This is a genomic window from Mesorhizobium sp. M7A.F.Ca.US.002.01.1.1 (genome assembly GCF_004022955.1).
Lineage (GTDB): Bacteria > Pseudomonadota > Alphaproteobacteria > Rhizobiales > Rhizobiaceae > Mesorhizobium > Mesorhizobium ciceri.
On sequence record NZ_RZQE01000014.1, the window covers coordinates 1 to 14,552 of the forward strand.

Here is a 14,552-nt window from a genome sequence, read left to right on the forward strand (position 1 = left end):
GCTGCAGTAGGGTGCTGCTCATCTCGTCGCTTGGGTGGCCGACCGGGCGGAATCCAGATCCGTCCGGAATCCAAGTCCAGGAATTGGAACCCGGATAGCGCCGAGATGTTTATCCGTCATGCAACTGGAGAGATGCCATGACTGAGAACGAAACCCGCTATGAAACCGGTGCGACGAAATATCCGGCAAAGACCGGTGCCGACGCTTCCGATGAATTCTCCCAGGATGCGGCCGCCAACGAGAAGCCTGCCGGCGGAATAGGGCTCACCCGCCGGATGGGCGAAGTGGAAGACCGCACCCGCCAGTCGGAGGGACAAAACCCGCCAAGACAAGTCACGCCGAGCGCCGCAACCGAAAAGACGTCCGGGGCCGGCCCCGCTATCGCGGAGCGTTCAAAGGACGCCAAGGCTCCGAAGAGCAGCCAATGAAGCGAAGGCCGGGAGCACTCCTGCGGCGCTTTGGAGATCGGCGGACAAGTGGTTCGCGTAGTTAGCGTTTGCCGATCCCTTCAACGACGATGCGGATGAGGTGCCTGATCTCGTCCTCGCTGAATGACCCGGCCGAAAGCGCCGAAAGCATCGCCTGGCCGTATATTCCAAGCAGGACCAGCGCCATGAAATTGGCATCGTCATCCCTGCGAATGACACCTTGCCGTTGGCCGAGCACCAGAAGGTCCCGGACCAGGCGCTGGAATGAGGGCCGGTCGGGCGGCGGCTGCAGGGACGGACGCTCGGCGGGGGCAAGAGCCAGCCTGGCAAGCGAGGGATTGGCCAGGCACCAGCCGGCGCTGTCGAGAAAGACTGTCTCGAGCATGACGAATACATCTTCGTTCGCCGCCATGCGGGCGCGGTAGGCGGCATCGCCCGCCTCCACGCGGGCGATGAGCCGCAACGCGATTTCTTCTTTCGAACTGAACAGATTGTAGACCGTTTTGCGGGTCAAGCCGGCGCGCGTCGCGATCTCCTCGACCGAGGTGTTGGCAAACCCCATCTCCCGAAACGCCAGGTCGGCGGCATCGAGGATGAGGCTTCGCGACCGTTCGGTCCGCTTTGGGGTTGTCATTTTTATACCCTAGTGTAAATTTACACATATGTAAACTTTTGCTGCGTGACCGCCGCATTGCGGCAGCCGCCAATCCCGCGAAGGGTCGACCGTGGCGCATCGGAATTCAAGCGGCTCTATGGGAAGCAATGTGCAAATGGCTGGTAGTCTCAAGGAATTCGGCCTTGGGATCTGGATTGCGGATGGTCCGATCGTCACGGCGGCCGCCGGCTTTCACTATCCCACGCGTATGGCCGTTATCGGATTGTCCGGGGGCGGTTTGTTCATCTGGTCACCGGTAGAGCTCACGAACGAGCTGCGCGCCGATGTGGACGCTCTGGGCGTGGTGCGCTTCCTGATCCCGCCCAATTCGCTTCACCACGTGTTTCTCGCTGACTGGCAGCGCGGCTATCCCGATGCCAAGGTCTATGCGCCACCCGGCCTGCGGGAAAAGCGCCGAGATATCCTCTTCTGCGGCGAACTCGGCGATACGCCTGCCGCCGACTGGGCGGACGATCTCGACCAGGTCGTCGTGCGCGGCAACAGGATCACCACCGAGATTGTCTTCTTCCACCGCGCAAGCAGGACAGTGTTGTTCACCGATCTGATCCAGCATTTCCACGCCGGATGGTTCAAGGGCTGGCGGGCGCTCGTAGCCCGGCTGGATCTGATGGTGGCCGCAGAGCCCTCAGTGCCGCGAAAATTCCGCGCCGGCTTTACCGACCGGCGCGCCGCGCGTGCCGCTCTTCAACGCATACTGGCATGGCCGGCCGAAAGAGTGCTGATGGCGCACGGCGAACCAGTGACGGAGGACGCTCAAACGTTCATCCGTCGCGCTTTTCGCTGGCTGGTTGGCCGCTGACTTCCTCGGCGGATTTCGGCGCTTCGAGCACACGGCGCAATGCCGGCGCTTCCTGCTGGATATGATCCCACAGCCGGTTCGCGATCGGCCCATGCGGCCGGTCGCGGCGGCGCGCCACCACCAGTTCGTCGGTGCGGCCCGGCAGATGACGGCCGGCAATGGAGTGCAGGCGTCCGTCCTGCAGTTCTTCCTCGATCAGGAAGCGGGGCAGGTGGCCCCAGCCAAGGCCCTGCAGGATGATCTCCTTCTTCATGCCCTGGTCGGCGACGAGGCATTGCGGCGCGCCTTCGATCAGCGAATAGTTTTGTTGTGGCGAATGGCGGGCGCTGTCGCGCATGACGCATTGGGTGAGTGCCTGCATCTGGTCCGGGGTGATCGGCTGCTCGATACGCTGAGGCAGAAAGCCCGGCGCCACCACGGGAATGAAGGACACCTTGCACAAATCGACCCATTCCACCCGCGCATCGCCCTTGTCGACCCAGTGCAGGATCAGGTCGGCTTCGTCGTCGAAGAGACGCTCCCATGGGCCGCCCACCGCTTCGAAATGCAGATGCAGGCGCGTGCCGGGCAACTGTGCGAAGAATCGCCCGAGCATGCCCAGCACCTGCGGGCGCGGGCACAGGTCGCCGATCACCACATGGATCTCGCTTTCCTCACCCATCGCCAACTGGGCGGCATGGACGCGCAAACCGTCCATCTCGCGCAGCAGCGATAGCGCTCGGCGGTGGAACGACAGCCCGGCCTCGGTCGGACGCACGCGATAGCCGCTGCGATCCAAAAGGACGAGGCCGAGCTGTCGCTCCAGCTTGGCGACGGCGGCGAACACCGCGGGGTGCGAGCGATACAGCATGGCCGCCGCAGGCTGAAAACCGCCGGTGCGGACCACCGCATCGAAGCATTGCAGATCGTGCAGGGTGAATTCGGCCATGTCAGTTTTTGTTACAGAGCTTGTCTTGTCTTTGTAATATCAACAAAATCGCTCCACGGCTAGGCTCTGTCTCGTTCAACGTTCCAGAAGGAATCTTCATCATGAATGAGCTGAATTTCGTCACAACGGGCGACGGCACGCGCATCGCCTACCGCTTCGACGGCGACGCAAGCAAGCCGGTGCTGGTGCTGTCGAATTCCATCGGCACCACGCTGCACATGTGGGATGGGCAGGTCGGCGAATTGGCGAAGCATTTTCGTGTCCTGCGCTACGATTTTCGCGGCCATGGCGGATCGAGCGTTCCGGTCGGCGCCTATTCGCTGGACCGGCTTGGCCGCGACGTCATCGAGTTGCTCGATGCGCTCGGCCTGCAACGTGTACATTTCCTTGGCCTGTCGCTCGGCGGGTTCGTCGCGCAGTGGCTCGGCATCCACGCGCCCGAGCGGATCGACCGGCTGATCCTGAGCAACACCTCGTCCCATCTGGCGCCGGCAAGCTATTTCGACGAGCGGATCGCTGCGGTGCGCCAGGCGCCGGACATGTCGGAAACCGCTGAGACGTTCCTGAGCAACTGGTTCCCCGCGTCGCTGGTTGCCGCCAACGAGCCTGTGGTCGAAGACTTTCGCGCCATGCTGCTGGCTATCGACCGGCAGGGCCTGGCGGGTCTGTTCGCGGCGGTTCGCGACGCGGACCTTCGCCGCACCGTGGCACTGATACCCCGGCCGACGCTGGTGATCGCCGGTCGGCACGACACGGTGACGGCAGCCAGCCACAGCGAGCTGATCGCCGCGACGGTGCCCGGCGCGAAGCTGGTTGTGCTGCCTGCGGTCCATCTGTCGAACATCGAATATCCGGCAGAGTTCATCCAGGCTGTCATCGATTTCTGCGCGGAGCCGAGTGCCGCGACGGCAAAGGCATCCGGCACCAGCCCGGCGGTTGCCGAGCGTTCAAAGGACGCTGCGGTTCACAAGGGCGGGCGCCAGCCGGAGCCTGCGTCAATGTGAGCGCCGGGCCGAGCCGAGCCATCTGGCGAGAAGCTTTTCAACGCCTTTCGGAACGATCCCGTCACCTTGCCATTATCAGCACGAAGGCAGGCTCGGCCAGGCAAACGCCGTAACCGACCTTAGAGACGGTCGGCGACGCACCACTTTCGGGCGCCGACACGAACACGCCGGAGGAAAGCGATGACTGGACGCAAAACCCACGATCAACAAATTCGCATCATTGAAGAGCGGGAAAACACAAAGAACGCCGGCAAGGATTTTGATGCCGAGGCGGATCTGAAACGATCAGCGGCGGAACGCGAAGCACTGCGCAAGGGAGCGGACACACCGGACCTCGTCGATCCAGACGACCGCAACATGCTTCGCGGCAAGAATCAGGAAAGCGCCCATCACAAGAACCGTGCCGACGACTAAAGCGCGTCACGGACCAGCAACGCTCCTGGAACATTCGTCATAGATTGGAGGCAGCCCATGGCACGCGGCAGCAAGAAGCACATCGGAGCAGGTTCACAAGGAAAGGGTTCCGGCACAGGCGCCATGACCGTGACGCCAAAAGACAAGCTCGAAGAAAACAAGGTTCTGTCCAATCGCGACAAGGCACAGCATTCCAAAGAACGCGGTTTGGACTCCAGGCAGGTTGCGACCGAGCAGCATCAGGATCATGCCGCCAACCGTTTGCGGGACTGACGCCCGACAGGGGCGCCAGCCTCGGCCTGGCTGTCCGGGGAGCCGTCAGATTCGTACCATCTCTATTTGACACCGAGGCTTTCAGGCCAGAGCGCCTGGATTTCCTTCGGCAGCGCATCGCGCACCTTAGCCGATTGGCCAAGATCAATATGCCGTGCAAGAACTCGGAATACCGAGCGTGCTGCATCCTCGGGATCGACGGGGCGGATCGATTTCAATTCCTCGCCGATGTGCTGCGAGAAGTTTTCCAGGGAGCGCGTTTTGTCCGGCTCGGCTGCGGGCCGGTAGTGGTCGTAATAGGCGCCGCGCACCAGGAGCGGCAGTTCCGCCCCAAGTTTGGCCGCAAGCCCGATCTGCAGCCTGTCCCTTACGGTCCGCAGGACCGCGCCCAATATGTGCCATGCAATTCGCCGATCCGGACCATGATCGTCCATGATCTCGTCGAGCCAGATGTTGGTTGTCTGCAGCGTCCTGTCAAAGACATCCAAACCGGTAGCGCTCATCATCGCCTCCTCATCAAATTCATGTCTGGTTTCGAAACGATGCTCAGGGACAATCGTTTCGCTATCTGTCGACAAAATTGGCTCGGCCTGTGATCCGGCTCTGCCCCGGGATCCACGGTAGCGGTCTTGGTTGCGCCGGAACCCCTTCCGAAGCAGTTCGTTCCTGGGTGGGCGGCTTTGAGGAGCTGGTTGGGGGAGCGCGTCCTGAACGGATTTTTTGCGATGCCTGCAAGGAAGACAAAAACCAATGAAGGCGAGAACCGACAGCAACTCCTGCAGATGATGACGACGGAGCATTTGGTGCTGGGGACCGCCAGGGCGGCGACTATTCAGGAGGCGAATCAGCGCGCAAATTTGTTCCTGACTTCGGTATCCAGCGCCACGATCGCCCTTGCTTTCGTGGCCCAGGTGACGAGGATGGGGCTTCCTTTCATGCTGTTCAGCCTGATCCTGTTGCCGTGCCTCTACTTCATTGGGCTGGTGACATTCGTCAGGGCTGTGCAGGTGGCCATCGAAGACATGGTCCACGCCCGCGGCATGGCACGCATCAGGCACTGCTACACCGAGCTCACCCCTTCGATGGCGCGCTATCTGGTTCACTCCACCCATGACAACCAAACGGCTCTGCTGGCCGATGTCGGCCTCAAGCCAAGGCCCTGGCAAGCGTTCGCCGGAACCGCAGGGATGGTGAATGTCGTCAACGGTGCCATCGCCGGTGTCTTTGCCGGCGTGATGCTCAAGGTCGTCGTTGGCTCGACGGCCAGTCTCGCCGTGACTGTCGGCATTCTAGCTTTTGCGGTGAGCAACTGGTGCCTGTGGCAACATCACAGGCGCAGTTGGGCAAGCGCGGAACACAAGCTGAAGGTGCTGTTTCCAAACGTGCCGGACAGCGACGGCAAGGCGCGGATCGGATAACCCGTTCGAGAGGGCAGGAGCATCAACTCGCGCTAGGCGGAAACCTCAAGCACGATCTTGCCACGCACATGCTCATTTTCCAGCCGTTCTTCCGCTTTGGCGACCTCTCCAAGAGGGTAGGTGGCTTGCACGAAGGGGGTGACCTTGCCGGCCTCGATGAGGCGGCCGATCTCGGCAAGATGCGCCGCATTCGGCTCGGCCAGGTAGGAGACGCCACGCGCCCGACGCAAGTTTGCCTTTTCCTGCGACGGTTGGGAAAGCGTGGAAACGAGCGTCCCGCCAGGCTTGAGCACCTCCCAGGAGCGCTCCTGCGTGTCGCCCGCGACAAGATCGAACACCAGGTCGACCGCATCGACGACCTCTTCGAAACGCTGATTCTTGTAGTCGACCGTCTGATCGGCGCCAAGCTCACGGACGAAAACGACGTCCTCGGCGGAAACGGTTGTCGCGACGCACGCGCCCACGGCCTTGGCCAGCTGGATCGCCAGATGACCGACGCCGCCGGCGCCGCCATGGATGAGAACCCGTTGTCCGGATTTGAGGCCGCCATGATCGAAAAGGCCTTGCCATGCGGTGATGCCGGCAAGCGGCACCGCCGCGGCTTCGACATGGCTTAGACGATCCGGTTTGGCAGCCGCCTCCGTCGCCTTGACCACGACATATTCGGCATTGCCGCCCCGGTCATGACCAAGCATCGCAAACAACGGGTCGCCCTTCTTCAACGTATGCGCCCGCGTACCGCATATTTCCACCGTGCCGGATACGTCGCGCCCGAGCGTGACCGGCAGGGTCTCGCTCACCGACCCTTCGCGGGTCTTGTAGTCGATCGGATTGACGCTTGCGGCGCGGACCCTGAGCACAACCTCGTCGTCAAGCGGCTGAGGCGAGGGGACCTGATCGATCGAAAGGACCTCAGGTCCGCCAAAAGCGTGGATGCGGATTGCTTTCATGTCGGCATACCTCCTGTTGTCTGGCTGTCGGCGACGCTGTCTGCAGGGCTGTCGTCAGCGGCTGTGCAACCGGGGTTGCGGCGGCAGGCACGCTGGCCTCCCGGGGGGCCACCGTCAGATGATTTTCCACCGTCATCGGCGACCCAGCGGGATGCCAATTTGTCGGCGGCCAATCCGTCACGATCAGGCCGCCGCAAGGACGCCCAGTCCTGCTAGGCCGTAGACTGCGTCGGCGGGTTCTGGTTCATCATCCACAGCTCGATCGCAGCCAGCACCGCGACCAGAACGCCGATTACAACATGCACGCCCATGGCTGTGGTTGCCTGGAATCCAAGCACCCAGGGAGACACAACTACCCAAAGACCCACAACGAGGTTCAGCCATTCCTCCCAGACAGCAAAGGCGAAGAGGGCGGCAACCGAAAGCACGACAATCACGATGCCGCTGCCCATGGCATTCTGGGACTGTGTCCCCGCCGCGAAGGCGAATATCCATGGAGAGAAGAAGAGAATTGCTCCGAGGACCAGATTTGCTACGTCACAGAGCTTGGCGTTTGACCATTGGTTCATGATTTTTCTCCATCAAGCGTGCTCTCCACGCTTCCGAAGCTCAATCGGCGGCCTTGAAACCGTCGGGTCACATGGCGGCAAGGCTACAACCAGACTTGCTGGCTTTCTAACTGGAGAGCAGGCCGTTGGTTCCAACCAATCGGCCTGGCACGGCACCGGGAACTCTCCTCGCCGGGAGCATTCAGCCACTCCCGATCCGTTCGCGACATACAACGCGGCGGGAAGGTGCGAGGCGCAGGCGATTACCCATGTGATCGCCTCTCGATCATAGTCGTCACCCGGAGCGCCAGTCCTCGAAGAAGACGTTCAATGTAAGCGTGATGTGTTCGCGTTCTGGCAGCCTTCTGTGCCGCTTCCTTCCTGCCGCGGGTACCCTTGGTCACTGCCTTGCGCGCGGCGGCGGAACGACCGGATGCGCCTTTCGTTTCGGCGGCCTTCTCGGCGGCGGCCGCCCGCGCCATGGGCGCGCGTTGTCTCTGGGGACCAACGCGCCGAGGTTACAAATGAACCTATCCCAGCCTTTGGCTTACCGACATCGACGACGCGCGGGGAGTCAGACGCTGGCAAACCTCGGAGATCGGGATCGATACCGGTTCACGACGGGTTGCTGATCAATGCGCATGGTTCGCATGCCGAAGCGGACGTCACGGCTGCGTGCAAATCGGCACTGGCTGCGGCGGCGGTGCCGGATGATCCTTCCTGTATTGGGCGATGATCGGCTCGAGGGTCTTTCGCGGCCAGAATTTCGGTGTGCCGATTTCCTTCAGGCAGGACGCGTTCCAATAGGTGCCCGGCTGTGAATGGTTGGCTGCGACCGCGGCGATGTCGCGCGATTCCGGGTAGATGTAGAGCGTCGTCGGATTGTCCTTGACCATCGGGATAATCTGCTGCGCATCCGCCGGCGACCAACTGGTGCAGCCATTGCTGCGACCGCCGGCATAATCCACCAGCTTGCCGAACGGCACGAAGCCGTCATGGTCGGCATGCGAGCTGTTCGGATTTTTGCGCAGGCACAGGCCGTGCAGCACCTGGGCCGCGTGGCCGCCGATCACCCGCTGCCTGGCGTTCGCGGCTTCGCCTTCGCCGTCGAACTGGATGAAGGTGCGCTGGAAAGCCACGTCCCGTTTCGCACCAGTGCGGTAATAACCCTTGAACGAGGTTTTCGCCTCGCGGGTCATATAGGCGCCGCCGGCCGTCAACGATGAATCCATCGCATTGCCGAAGTTCTTCGCGCACCGCTTGCCGTTCGAAAAATCGACGACACCCTTCAGATTCCGCCCGCTGCCATGACCCGACGAAATCGCGCGGAAGGACTCGCTGCCCTCGCAGATGACGTAGTAGCGGCGGCCGAGCACGCCATTGCCCAGATCGCTGGGGCGTGTCGCATCCATGGCGAAGTAGCAGGGGTTCTTGACGGCCCCTTGGGCGACCTTCTTCCGATAAAGCGCGCGGGCTCGTTCGAGGACAATTTGTGAGATCTGGCCCTCGCTGTTGCCGACATGAGCCTGCAACCAGGCCGGAACGTCAGATGATGCGGCAAAGGATCGAGCCGACACCGTCACGGCGATGACGGCGACGAAAAAGCTGGCGACGACGCCCAGACAAACAGATCTCAACCGCACCGGATCAATTCTCCTGTCGAAGCGAATGGCGATTTCTTGCGGTATTGCCGCGAGAATCGATCATAGATGGCCTCGCATTATCAGGCGAAACACATCTTGTTTAGCGCGCCCGCATGAAGATCCGCAAAGCAGGTCGACGCATGCAACGGCCCTACGCCGACATGCTGGCTCCAGGCTTGCGGCGGACGTCTTCGTATCCTTGAAGCAGGGCAACGAACTCGGGTTGGCGGGTTCCTTCGAGCTCGTCGGCGCGTTGGCTGACGGAGCATCAAACGAAAAACCCGCCTGTGCGGCGGGCCATCGGCGCAAATCAGCACCATGGACAAATATGTACCATAGCTGAGTGCAGGGAGTCAAGAAAAAATTCCTATCGCGAAAAGCCGCGGGTTCGGAACCTGATCTCTCGAGTTCCGCGATTTTCGATACGCAGGGATTGAGCTATCATCTGATTCTGGCGTGGCTCACGCCTCCTCCCTCCGCCGGGAAAGCATCATCCATGCAGGGCTCTCTCATCACCGAACCAACTGTTCGAGCGCTTGGCATAAGGAGGGGTTGCGAAAACGGCTCGCACCAGGAGGTTTGTCATGAAGCTGTCCGCGCCCATCTATCATCTGAAGCGTCAAGCCAGGCTGTTGTCCCGCGAGGCCAAAATTCCGCTCCACGAAGCGCTTGACCGTGTTGCAGTACGGGAAGGCTTCGCCAGTTGGAGCCTGCTTGCGGCCAAGGCAGCCGGGGCGGCGCCTGCCGGCACACTGTTTGCGCAACTTGCGCCCGGCGATCTGGTCCTGGTGGGTGCACGACCCGGCCACGGCAAGACGCTGATGAGTCTCGAACTGGCAATCGAAGCCATGAAGTCCGGCAGTCGGGGCGTGTTCTTCACGCTGGAGTATACGCAGCGGGATGTGCTCGACCGGTTTCGAGCCATCGGGGCAGACCCGGTGCAGTTCAACGACCGGTTCGTGTTCGACAATTCCGACGCCATCAGCGCCGACTATATCGTCAAGGCATTGGGCTCGGCGCCGCGCGGCACGCTGGTGGTGATCGACTACCTGCAACTGCTCGACCAAAAGCGGCAAAATCCGGAGCTGATGGCGCAGGTTCGCACGCTGAAAGCGTTTGCCGGCGACAGGGGATTGATCCTCGTCTTCATCTCGCAGATCGACCGGTCCTACGACCCGGCGCAGAAGCCGGTTCCCGATATCGGCGATGTGCGGTTGCCGAACCCTCTGGATCTGTCGCTGTTCAACAAGACCTGCTTCCTGAACAAGGGCGAGATCCGGTTCCACGCGGCAGGCTGACGATCGGGTCAGCCAAGCCTTCATTGGGCGGCTGCTACCAGGTTCAGCTCAACCGATGCCGGATTGTGCTGCGCGCGCAACGTTTCGGCCGCCTGGCGAACCACTTCGGATATAAGCATCAGCTGTTTGGCGATCGGGCTTGTCTTGCGCCAGATCATGCCGATCGTCCGCGACGGTTGGGGGTTGGCAAAGTGGGCGACAGACACCGCCGCCGAGCGCGTCTCCACCGGCACGGCCATTTCGGGAATCAAGGTGACGCCGACGCCGGCGCCGACCATCTGCACCAGGGTCGACAGCGAGCTGCCGTCCAGCAACTCCCTTGGCCGCGCCGAATGCATGTTGCAGAACGACAGCGCCTGGTCGCGAAAACAATGGCCTTCCTCCAGCAGAAGCAGCCGCATCTCGCGCAGCATTTCGCGGTTGGGGACCGGCTTTCCCTCGTCCTCGCCGGGCCGGACCAGCACGAAGTTCTCGGCAAACAGCACGATTTCCGTCAGCGAGGGTTCCGACACCGGCAAGGCGACGATGGCCGCGTCGAGCCGGCCGTCGGCCAGTTCCTGGATCAGCTTTTGCGTTTGCGTTTCGCGCACGTGGATATCGAGCCCGTCATGCATGCGGGCGAGGTTGCCGATGATGGCAGGCAAAAGGTAGGGTGCGATCGTCGGGATCACGCCGATGCGCAACCGTCCCACCAGCCGGTCGCGCGAGGCGCGGGCCAGATCCGTCAACTCATCCACCGAGCGTAGGATGTCGCGGACGCGCAAGGCGAATTCCTCGCCGAAATTGGTCAGCCGGACCTGGCGTGGGCCTCTTTGGAAAAGCTCCGTGCCCAGCGTTTCCTCCAACTCCCGGATCTGCACCGAGATGGCGGGCTGCGAGATCGAGCAGGCATCGGCGGCGCGGCCGAAATGATTGTGCCGGGCCAGCGCCTCGAAATAACGCAGCTGCTTCAGCGTCAGGTTTGTCATAATGTCATCTTATCGCTGCAATCAGGAAATCCAACTTAAATTAATCAAGCGGCTTTGCTATAGGAGTCGTAACGAAGATGAGGAGCAGCCGGGACCGCCTGGTGAGGCGCATGCCCGCAGCAACAGGACATCCAACATATTCGGTCGCGTATCGGGCTCAGGTCATCGCGCCAGCCATGAAACGGACCGCCTACAGGGACATTTTTGTGTCCCTGTTCACGCAGCAGTTGAACAGCTCAACACAGCCACGATCGGAGAGAAGAACATGGACGCACAGACCGATGATCCCAGTGCCGGCAAATGCCCCGTTGCGCACGGATCCTCCAGCAGGACGAACCGTGACTGGTGGCCGAACCAACTGGACCTTGGCGTTCTGCATCAGCAGTCGAACCTTTCGGACCCGATGGGCGAAGAGTTCGACTATGCCGAGGAATTCAAGTCGCTCGATCTCGATGCGGTGATCAAGGACCTGCACCAGGTGATGACGGATTCGCAGGATTGGTGGCCGGCCGACTTCGGCCATTACGGGCCGCTGTTCATCCGCATGGCCTGGCACAGTGCCGGCACCTACCGCATCGGCGACGGCCGTGGCGGCGCCGGGGCCGGCCAGCAGCGTTTTGCTCCGCTCAACAGCTGGCCGGACAATGCCAATCTCGACAAGGCGCGCCGGCTGCTGTGGCCGGTCAAGCAGAAATATGGGCGCAAGATCTCCTGGGCCGACCTGCTGATCCTCACCGGCAACGTCGCGCTGGAATCGATGGGCTTCAAGACCTTCGGTTTTGCTGGCGGCCGCGCCGACGTCTGGGAACCCGAGCAGGACGTCGATTGGGGTTCGGAAACCAAGTGGCTCGACGACAAGCGCTACTCCGGCGACCGCGAACTCCAGGGCCATCTCGGCGCCGTCCAGATGGGTCTGATCTATGTCAATCCGGAAGGGCCGAACGGCAAGCCGGATCCGCTGGCCTCGGCACGCGATATTCGCGAGACGTTCGGCCGCATGGCCATGAACGACGAGGAGACCGTGGCGCTGATCGCCGGCGGCCACACCTTCGGCAAAACCCACGGCGCCGGCGATGCTTCGCTTGTGGGTGCGGAGCCGGAAGGCGCCGGCATCGAAGCGCAGGGCCTCGGCTGGTCGAGCAAGCATGCCACGGGCATCGCCGGCGATGCCATCACCTCGGGCCTCGAGGTGACCTGGACCACGACGCCGACCAAGTGGAGCAACAACTTCTTCGACAATCTGTTCAACTTCGAATGGGAGCTGACCACGAGCCCGGCGGGCGCGCATCAGTGGACGCCGAAGGGCGGCGCCGGCGCCGGAACCGTGCCGGATGCCCACGATCCGTCCAAGCGCCGCGCGCCTGCCATGCTGACGACCGATCTCGCGCTGCGGGTCGATCCGGCCTACGAGAAGATCTCGCGGCGCTTCCATGAGCATCCGGACCAGTTCGCCGACGCTTTTGCCCGCGCCTGGTTCAAGCTGACCCATCGCGACATGGGGCCGGTCGTTCGCTATCTCGGCCCGCTCGTGCCGAAGGAAGAGCTGATCTGGCAGGATCCGATCCCCGCGGTCGACCACGAACTGGTCGGCGAGCAGGACATTGCGTCGCTGAAGGCGAAGATCCTGGCATCGGGCCTGTCGGTTTCCGAATTGGTCTCGACGGCGTGGGCCTCGGCCTCGACGTTCCGCAATTCCGACAAGCGCGGTGGTGCCAATGGTGCACGCATCCGGCTGGCGCCGCAGAAGGATTGGGAGGTCAACCAGCCGGCGGAACTGTCGAAGGTGCTGGCCAGGCTGGAAGCCATCCAGAAGGAGTTCAACGCGGCACAGACCGGCGGGAAAAAGATCTCGCTGGCCGACCTCATCGTTCTCGGCGGTGTCGCCGCTGTCGAGAAGGCGGCGAAGGATGGCGGCCACGAGGCCAAGGTGCCGTTCACGCCGGGTCGCATGGATGCTTCACAGGAACAGACGGATGTCCATTCCTTTGCCGCGCTCGAGCCGAAAGTCGATGGCTTCCGCAACTATGTCAGGGGCAAGCAGCCGATGTCGGTCGAAGCCATGCTGGTCGACCGGGCGCAATTGCTGTCGCTGACCGCACCCGAAATGACGGTGCTGGTCGGCGGTCTTCGTGTGCTCGGCGCCAACACGGCCAACTCGAAGCACGGCGTGTTCACCGACCGGCCGGGTACGTTGACCAACGACTTCTTCGTCAACCTGCTCAGCATGAACACGGTCTGGGATCCGGCCGCCGGCTCCGACGAAGTCTACGAGGCGCGTGACCGCAAGACCAAGGCGGTCAAGTGGACCGGCACCCGTGCCGACCTGATCTTCGGCTCGCACGCCCAATTGCGCGCGCTTGCCGAGGTCTACGGGTCGGCGGACGCCAAGGCGAAATTCACCAGGGATTTCGTTGCGGCATGGACCAAGGTGATGAACGCCGACCGCTTCGACATCGCCTGAGATCGCTAAAGGCGCTCCGGCGCGGCCGCGCCGGATCGCCGGTCCTCCCAAGGACACAACGCCAGGGCCGCGTTTCCAGTGATGGGAGCGCGGCCTTTGTCGTATGGGGCCGCGCTTTGGTGGACCGTGCCTCCCTGGTCAAGCATGCTATTTTGTGGGCATCGCGTCTGCACCGGTGCACCATGATCGAAATCGTCAAACCCGCGTTCGAACATCTGCCGTCCTACAAGGCGGCACTCGAACGCGGCTGGTCGCCGGACAATGTGCGATTGCTGGAAGCGACGCGCGAGCAGCTTGCGGCAATCGAAAGGGATCCCGTGGCTTTTCTCGCCGACCTCGATGATCCCCAGGCCAGGGGCGGTCCGATCACCTTGCCCGACGGCAAAAAGGCGCCGCGCCTGCCGGGCTTCCGCCGCTGGATCTGGGACGGCGAGGCGTCGGGCTCGATCGGCTTTCGCTGGCAGAAGGGCACGTCGGACCTGCCGCCGCATGTGCTCGGCCATATCGGCTATGCGGTGGTGCCGTGGAAGCGGCGGCGCGGTTACGCTACACAGGCGCTGCGCCTGATGCTGGAGGAGGCGAGGGCGGTCGGCCTGGCTCACGTCGAGATCACCGCCAAACCGGGCAATCCGGCCTCGCACAAGGTGATCCTGGCCAATGGCGGCAAGCTCGTCGAACGCTTTTTCGAGGACGCCGCCTATGGCGGAGCGGAAAGCTTGCGGTTCCGGATCGAGCTGTAGGATG

General features: G+C 62.4%; 16 protein-coding genes. 9 read left to right on the forward strand and 7 right to left on the reverse strand.

The window, feature by feature from the left end:
* Positions 1 to 137: 137 nt before the first annotated feature.
* The gene (locus tag EN932_RS03460) at positions 138 to 428 is read left to right on the forward strand and encodes a hypothetical protein (RefSeq protein WP_063172881.1); all 291 of its coding nucleotides are present in this window, start codon (positions 138 to 140) and stop codon (positions 426 to 428) included.
* A 61-nt stretch (positions 429 to 489) separates the two neighbouring features.
* Here the strand turns inward: EN932_RS03460 and EN932_RS03465 are convergent, their stop codons facing one another.
* Complete coding sequence (locus EN932_RS03465; protein WP_013530128.1) at positions 490 to 1,062, reverse strand: TetR/AcrR family transcriptional regulator; 573 nt, start codon at positions 1,060 to 1,062, stop codon at positions 490 to 492.
* A gap of 136 nt (positions 1,063 to 1,198) precedes the next feature.
* On the opposite strand from EN932_RS03465, the gene EN932_RS03470 reads away from it, so the two are divergent.
* A complete protein-coding gene (locus EN932_RS03470; RefSeq protein ID WP_024504113.1) occupies positions 1,199 to 1,903 on the forward strand; it encodes a DUF4336 domain-containing protein in 705 nt (234 codons plus the stop codon).
* On the opposite strand, the gene EN932_RS03475 is transcribed toward EN932_RS03470, so the two are convergent.
* Positions 1,866 to 2,831: a LysR family transcriptional regulator gene (locus EN932_RS03475; RefSeq protein WP_013530130.1), complete on the reverse strand. Its 966-nt coding sequence runs from the start codon at positions 2,829 to 2,831 to the stop codon at positions 1,866 to 1,868. The genes EN932_RS03470 and EN932_RS03475 overlap by 38 nt on opposite strands.
* Before the next feature lie 101 nt (positions 2,832 to 2,932).
* Between EN932_RS03475 and EN932_RS03480 the strand changes: the two genes are divergently transcribed.
* The 3 genes from EN932_RS03480 (at position 2,933) to EN932_RS03490 (ending at position 4,522) form a co-directional block, all read left to right on the forward strand.
* The gene (locus tag EN932_RS03480; RefSeq protein WP_127385449.1) at positions 2,933 to 3,835 is read left to right on the forward strand and encodes an alpha/beta fold hydrolase; all 903 of its coding nucleotides are present in this window, start codon (positions 2,933 to 2,935) and stop codon (positions 3,833 to 3,835) included.
* A 180-nt stretch (positions 3,836 to 4,015) separates the two neighbouring features.
* Positions 4,016 to 4,249: a hypothetical protein gene (locus EN932_RS03485; RefSeq protein WP_127370095.1), complete on the forward strand. Its 234-nt coding sequence runs from the start codon at positions 4,016 to 4,018 to the stop codon at positions 4,247 to 4,249.
* Between the two features lie 57 nt (positions 4,250 to 4,306).
* Positions 4,307 to 4,522, forward strand: coding sequence for a hypothetical protein (locus tag EN932_RS03490; protein WP_013530133.1), 216 nt, complete (start codon positions 4,307 to 4,309; stop codon positions 4,520 to 4,522).
* 62 nt (positions 4,523 to 4,584) lie between these two features.
* Here the strand turns inward: EN932_RS03490 and EN932_RS03495 are convergent, their stop codons facing one another.
* Positions 4,585 to 5,025 carry a DUF2267 domain-containing protein gene (locus EN932_RS03495; RefSeq protein ID WP_013530134.1) on the reverse strand — a complete coding sequence of 147 codons (441 nt, stop codon included), beginning with the start codon at positions 5,023 to 5,025 and terminating at the stop codon, positions 4,585 to 4,587.
* 300 nt (positions 5,026 to 5,325) lie between these two features.
* On the opposite strand from EN932_RS03495, the gene EN932_RS03500 reads away from it, so the two are divergent.
* Positions 5,326 to 5,940, forward strand: coding sequence for a hypothetical protein (locus tag EN932_RS03500; RefSeq protein WP_245483252.1), 615 nt, complete (start codon positions 5,326 to 5,328; stop codon positions 5,938 to 5,940).
* Between the two features lie 32 nt (positions 5,941 to 5,972).
* Here the strand turns inward: EN932_RS03500 and EN932_RS03505 are convergent, their stop codons facing one another.
* From EN932_RS03505 to EN932_RS03520, 3 genes are all read right to left on the reverse strand, one after another.
* Complete coding sequence (locus EN932_RS03505; RefSeq protein WP_127385450.1) at positions 5,973 to 6,890, reverse strand: NADP-dependent oxidoreductase; 918 nt, start codon at positions 6,888 to 6,890, stop codon at positions 5,973 to 5,975.
* Between the two features lie 212 nt (positions 6,891 to 7,102).
* Positions 7,103 to 7,459, reverse strand: a complete 357-nt coding sequence (locus tag EN932_RS03510; RefSeq protein WP_027162069.1) for an SPW repeat protein — start codon at positions 7,457 to 7,459, stop codon at positions 7,103 to 7,105.
* Between the two features lie 644 nt (positions 7,460 to 8,103).
* Complete coding sequence (locus EN932_RS03520; RefSeq protein WP_127370147.1) at positions 8,104 to 9,081, reverse strand: hypothetical protein; 978 nt, start codon at positions 9,079 to 9,081, stop codon at positions 8,104 to 8,106.
* Positions 9,082 to 9,665: 584 nt separating this feature from the next.
* On the opposite strand from EN932_RS03520, the gene EN932_RS03525 reads away from it, so the two are divergent.
* Complete coding sequence (locus tag EN932_RS03525; protein WP_013530139.1) at positions 9,666 to 10,379, forward strand: DNA helicase; 714 nt, start codon at positions 9,666 to 9,668, stop codon at positions 10,377 to 10,379.
* A gap of 20 nt (positions 10,380 to 10,399) precedes the next feature.
* Here the strand turns inward: EN932_RS03525 and EN932_RS03530 are convergent, their stop codons facing one another.
* Positions 10,400 to 11,347 (reverse strand): hydrogen peroxide-inducible genes activator, encoded by a 948-nt coding sequence (locus EN932_RS03530; protein ID WP_013530140.1) that lies wholly within the window; start codon positions 11,345 to 11,347, stop codon positions 10,400 to 10,402.
* A 265-nt stretch (positions 11,348 to 11,612) separates the two neighbouring features.
* Here EN932_RS03530 and katG point away from each other — a divergent pair, with 265 nt between their 5' ends.
* Both katG and EN932_RS03540 read left to right on the forward strand, forming a co-directional pair.
* The gene (gene katG, locus EN932_RS03535; RefSeq protein ID WP_063168780.1) at positions 11,613 to 13,808 is read left to right on the forward strand and encodes a catalase/peroxidase HPI; all 2,196 of its coding nucleotides are present in this window, start codon (positions 11,613 to 11,615) and stop codon (positions 13,806 to 13,808) included.
* A gap of 182 nt (positions 13,809 to 13,990) precedes the next feature.
* The gene (locus EN932_RS03540) at positions 13,991 to 14,548 is read left to right on the forward strand and encodes a GNAT family N-acetyltransferase (RefSeq protein WP_128368717.1); all 558 of its coding nucleotides are present in this window, start codon (positions 13,991 to 13,993) and stop codon (positions 14,546 to 14,548) included.
* The last annotated feature ends 4 nt before the right edge of the window (positions 14,549 to 14,552 follow it).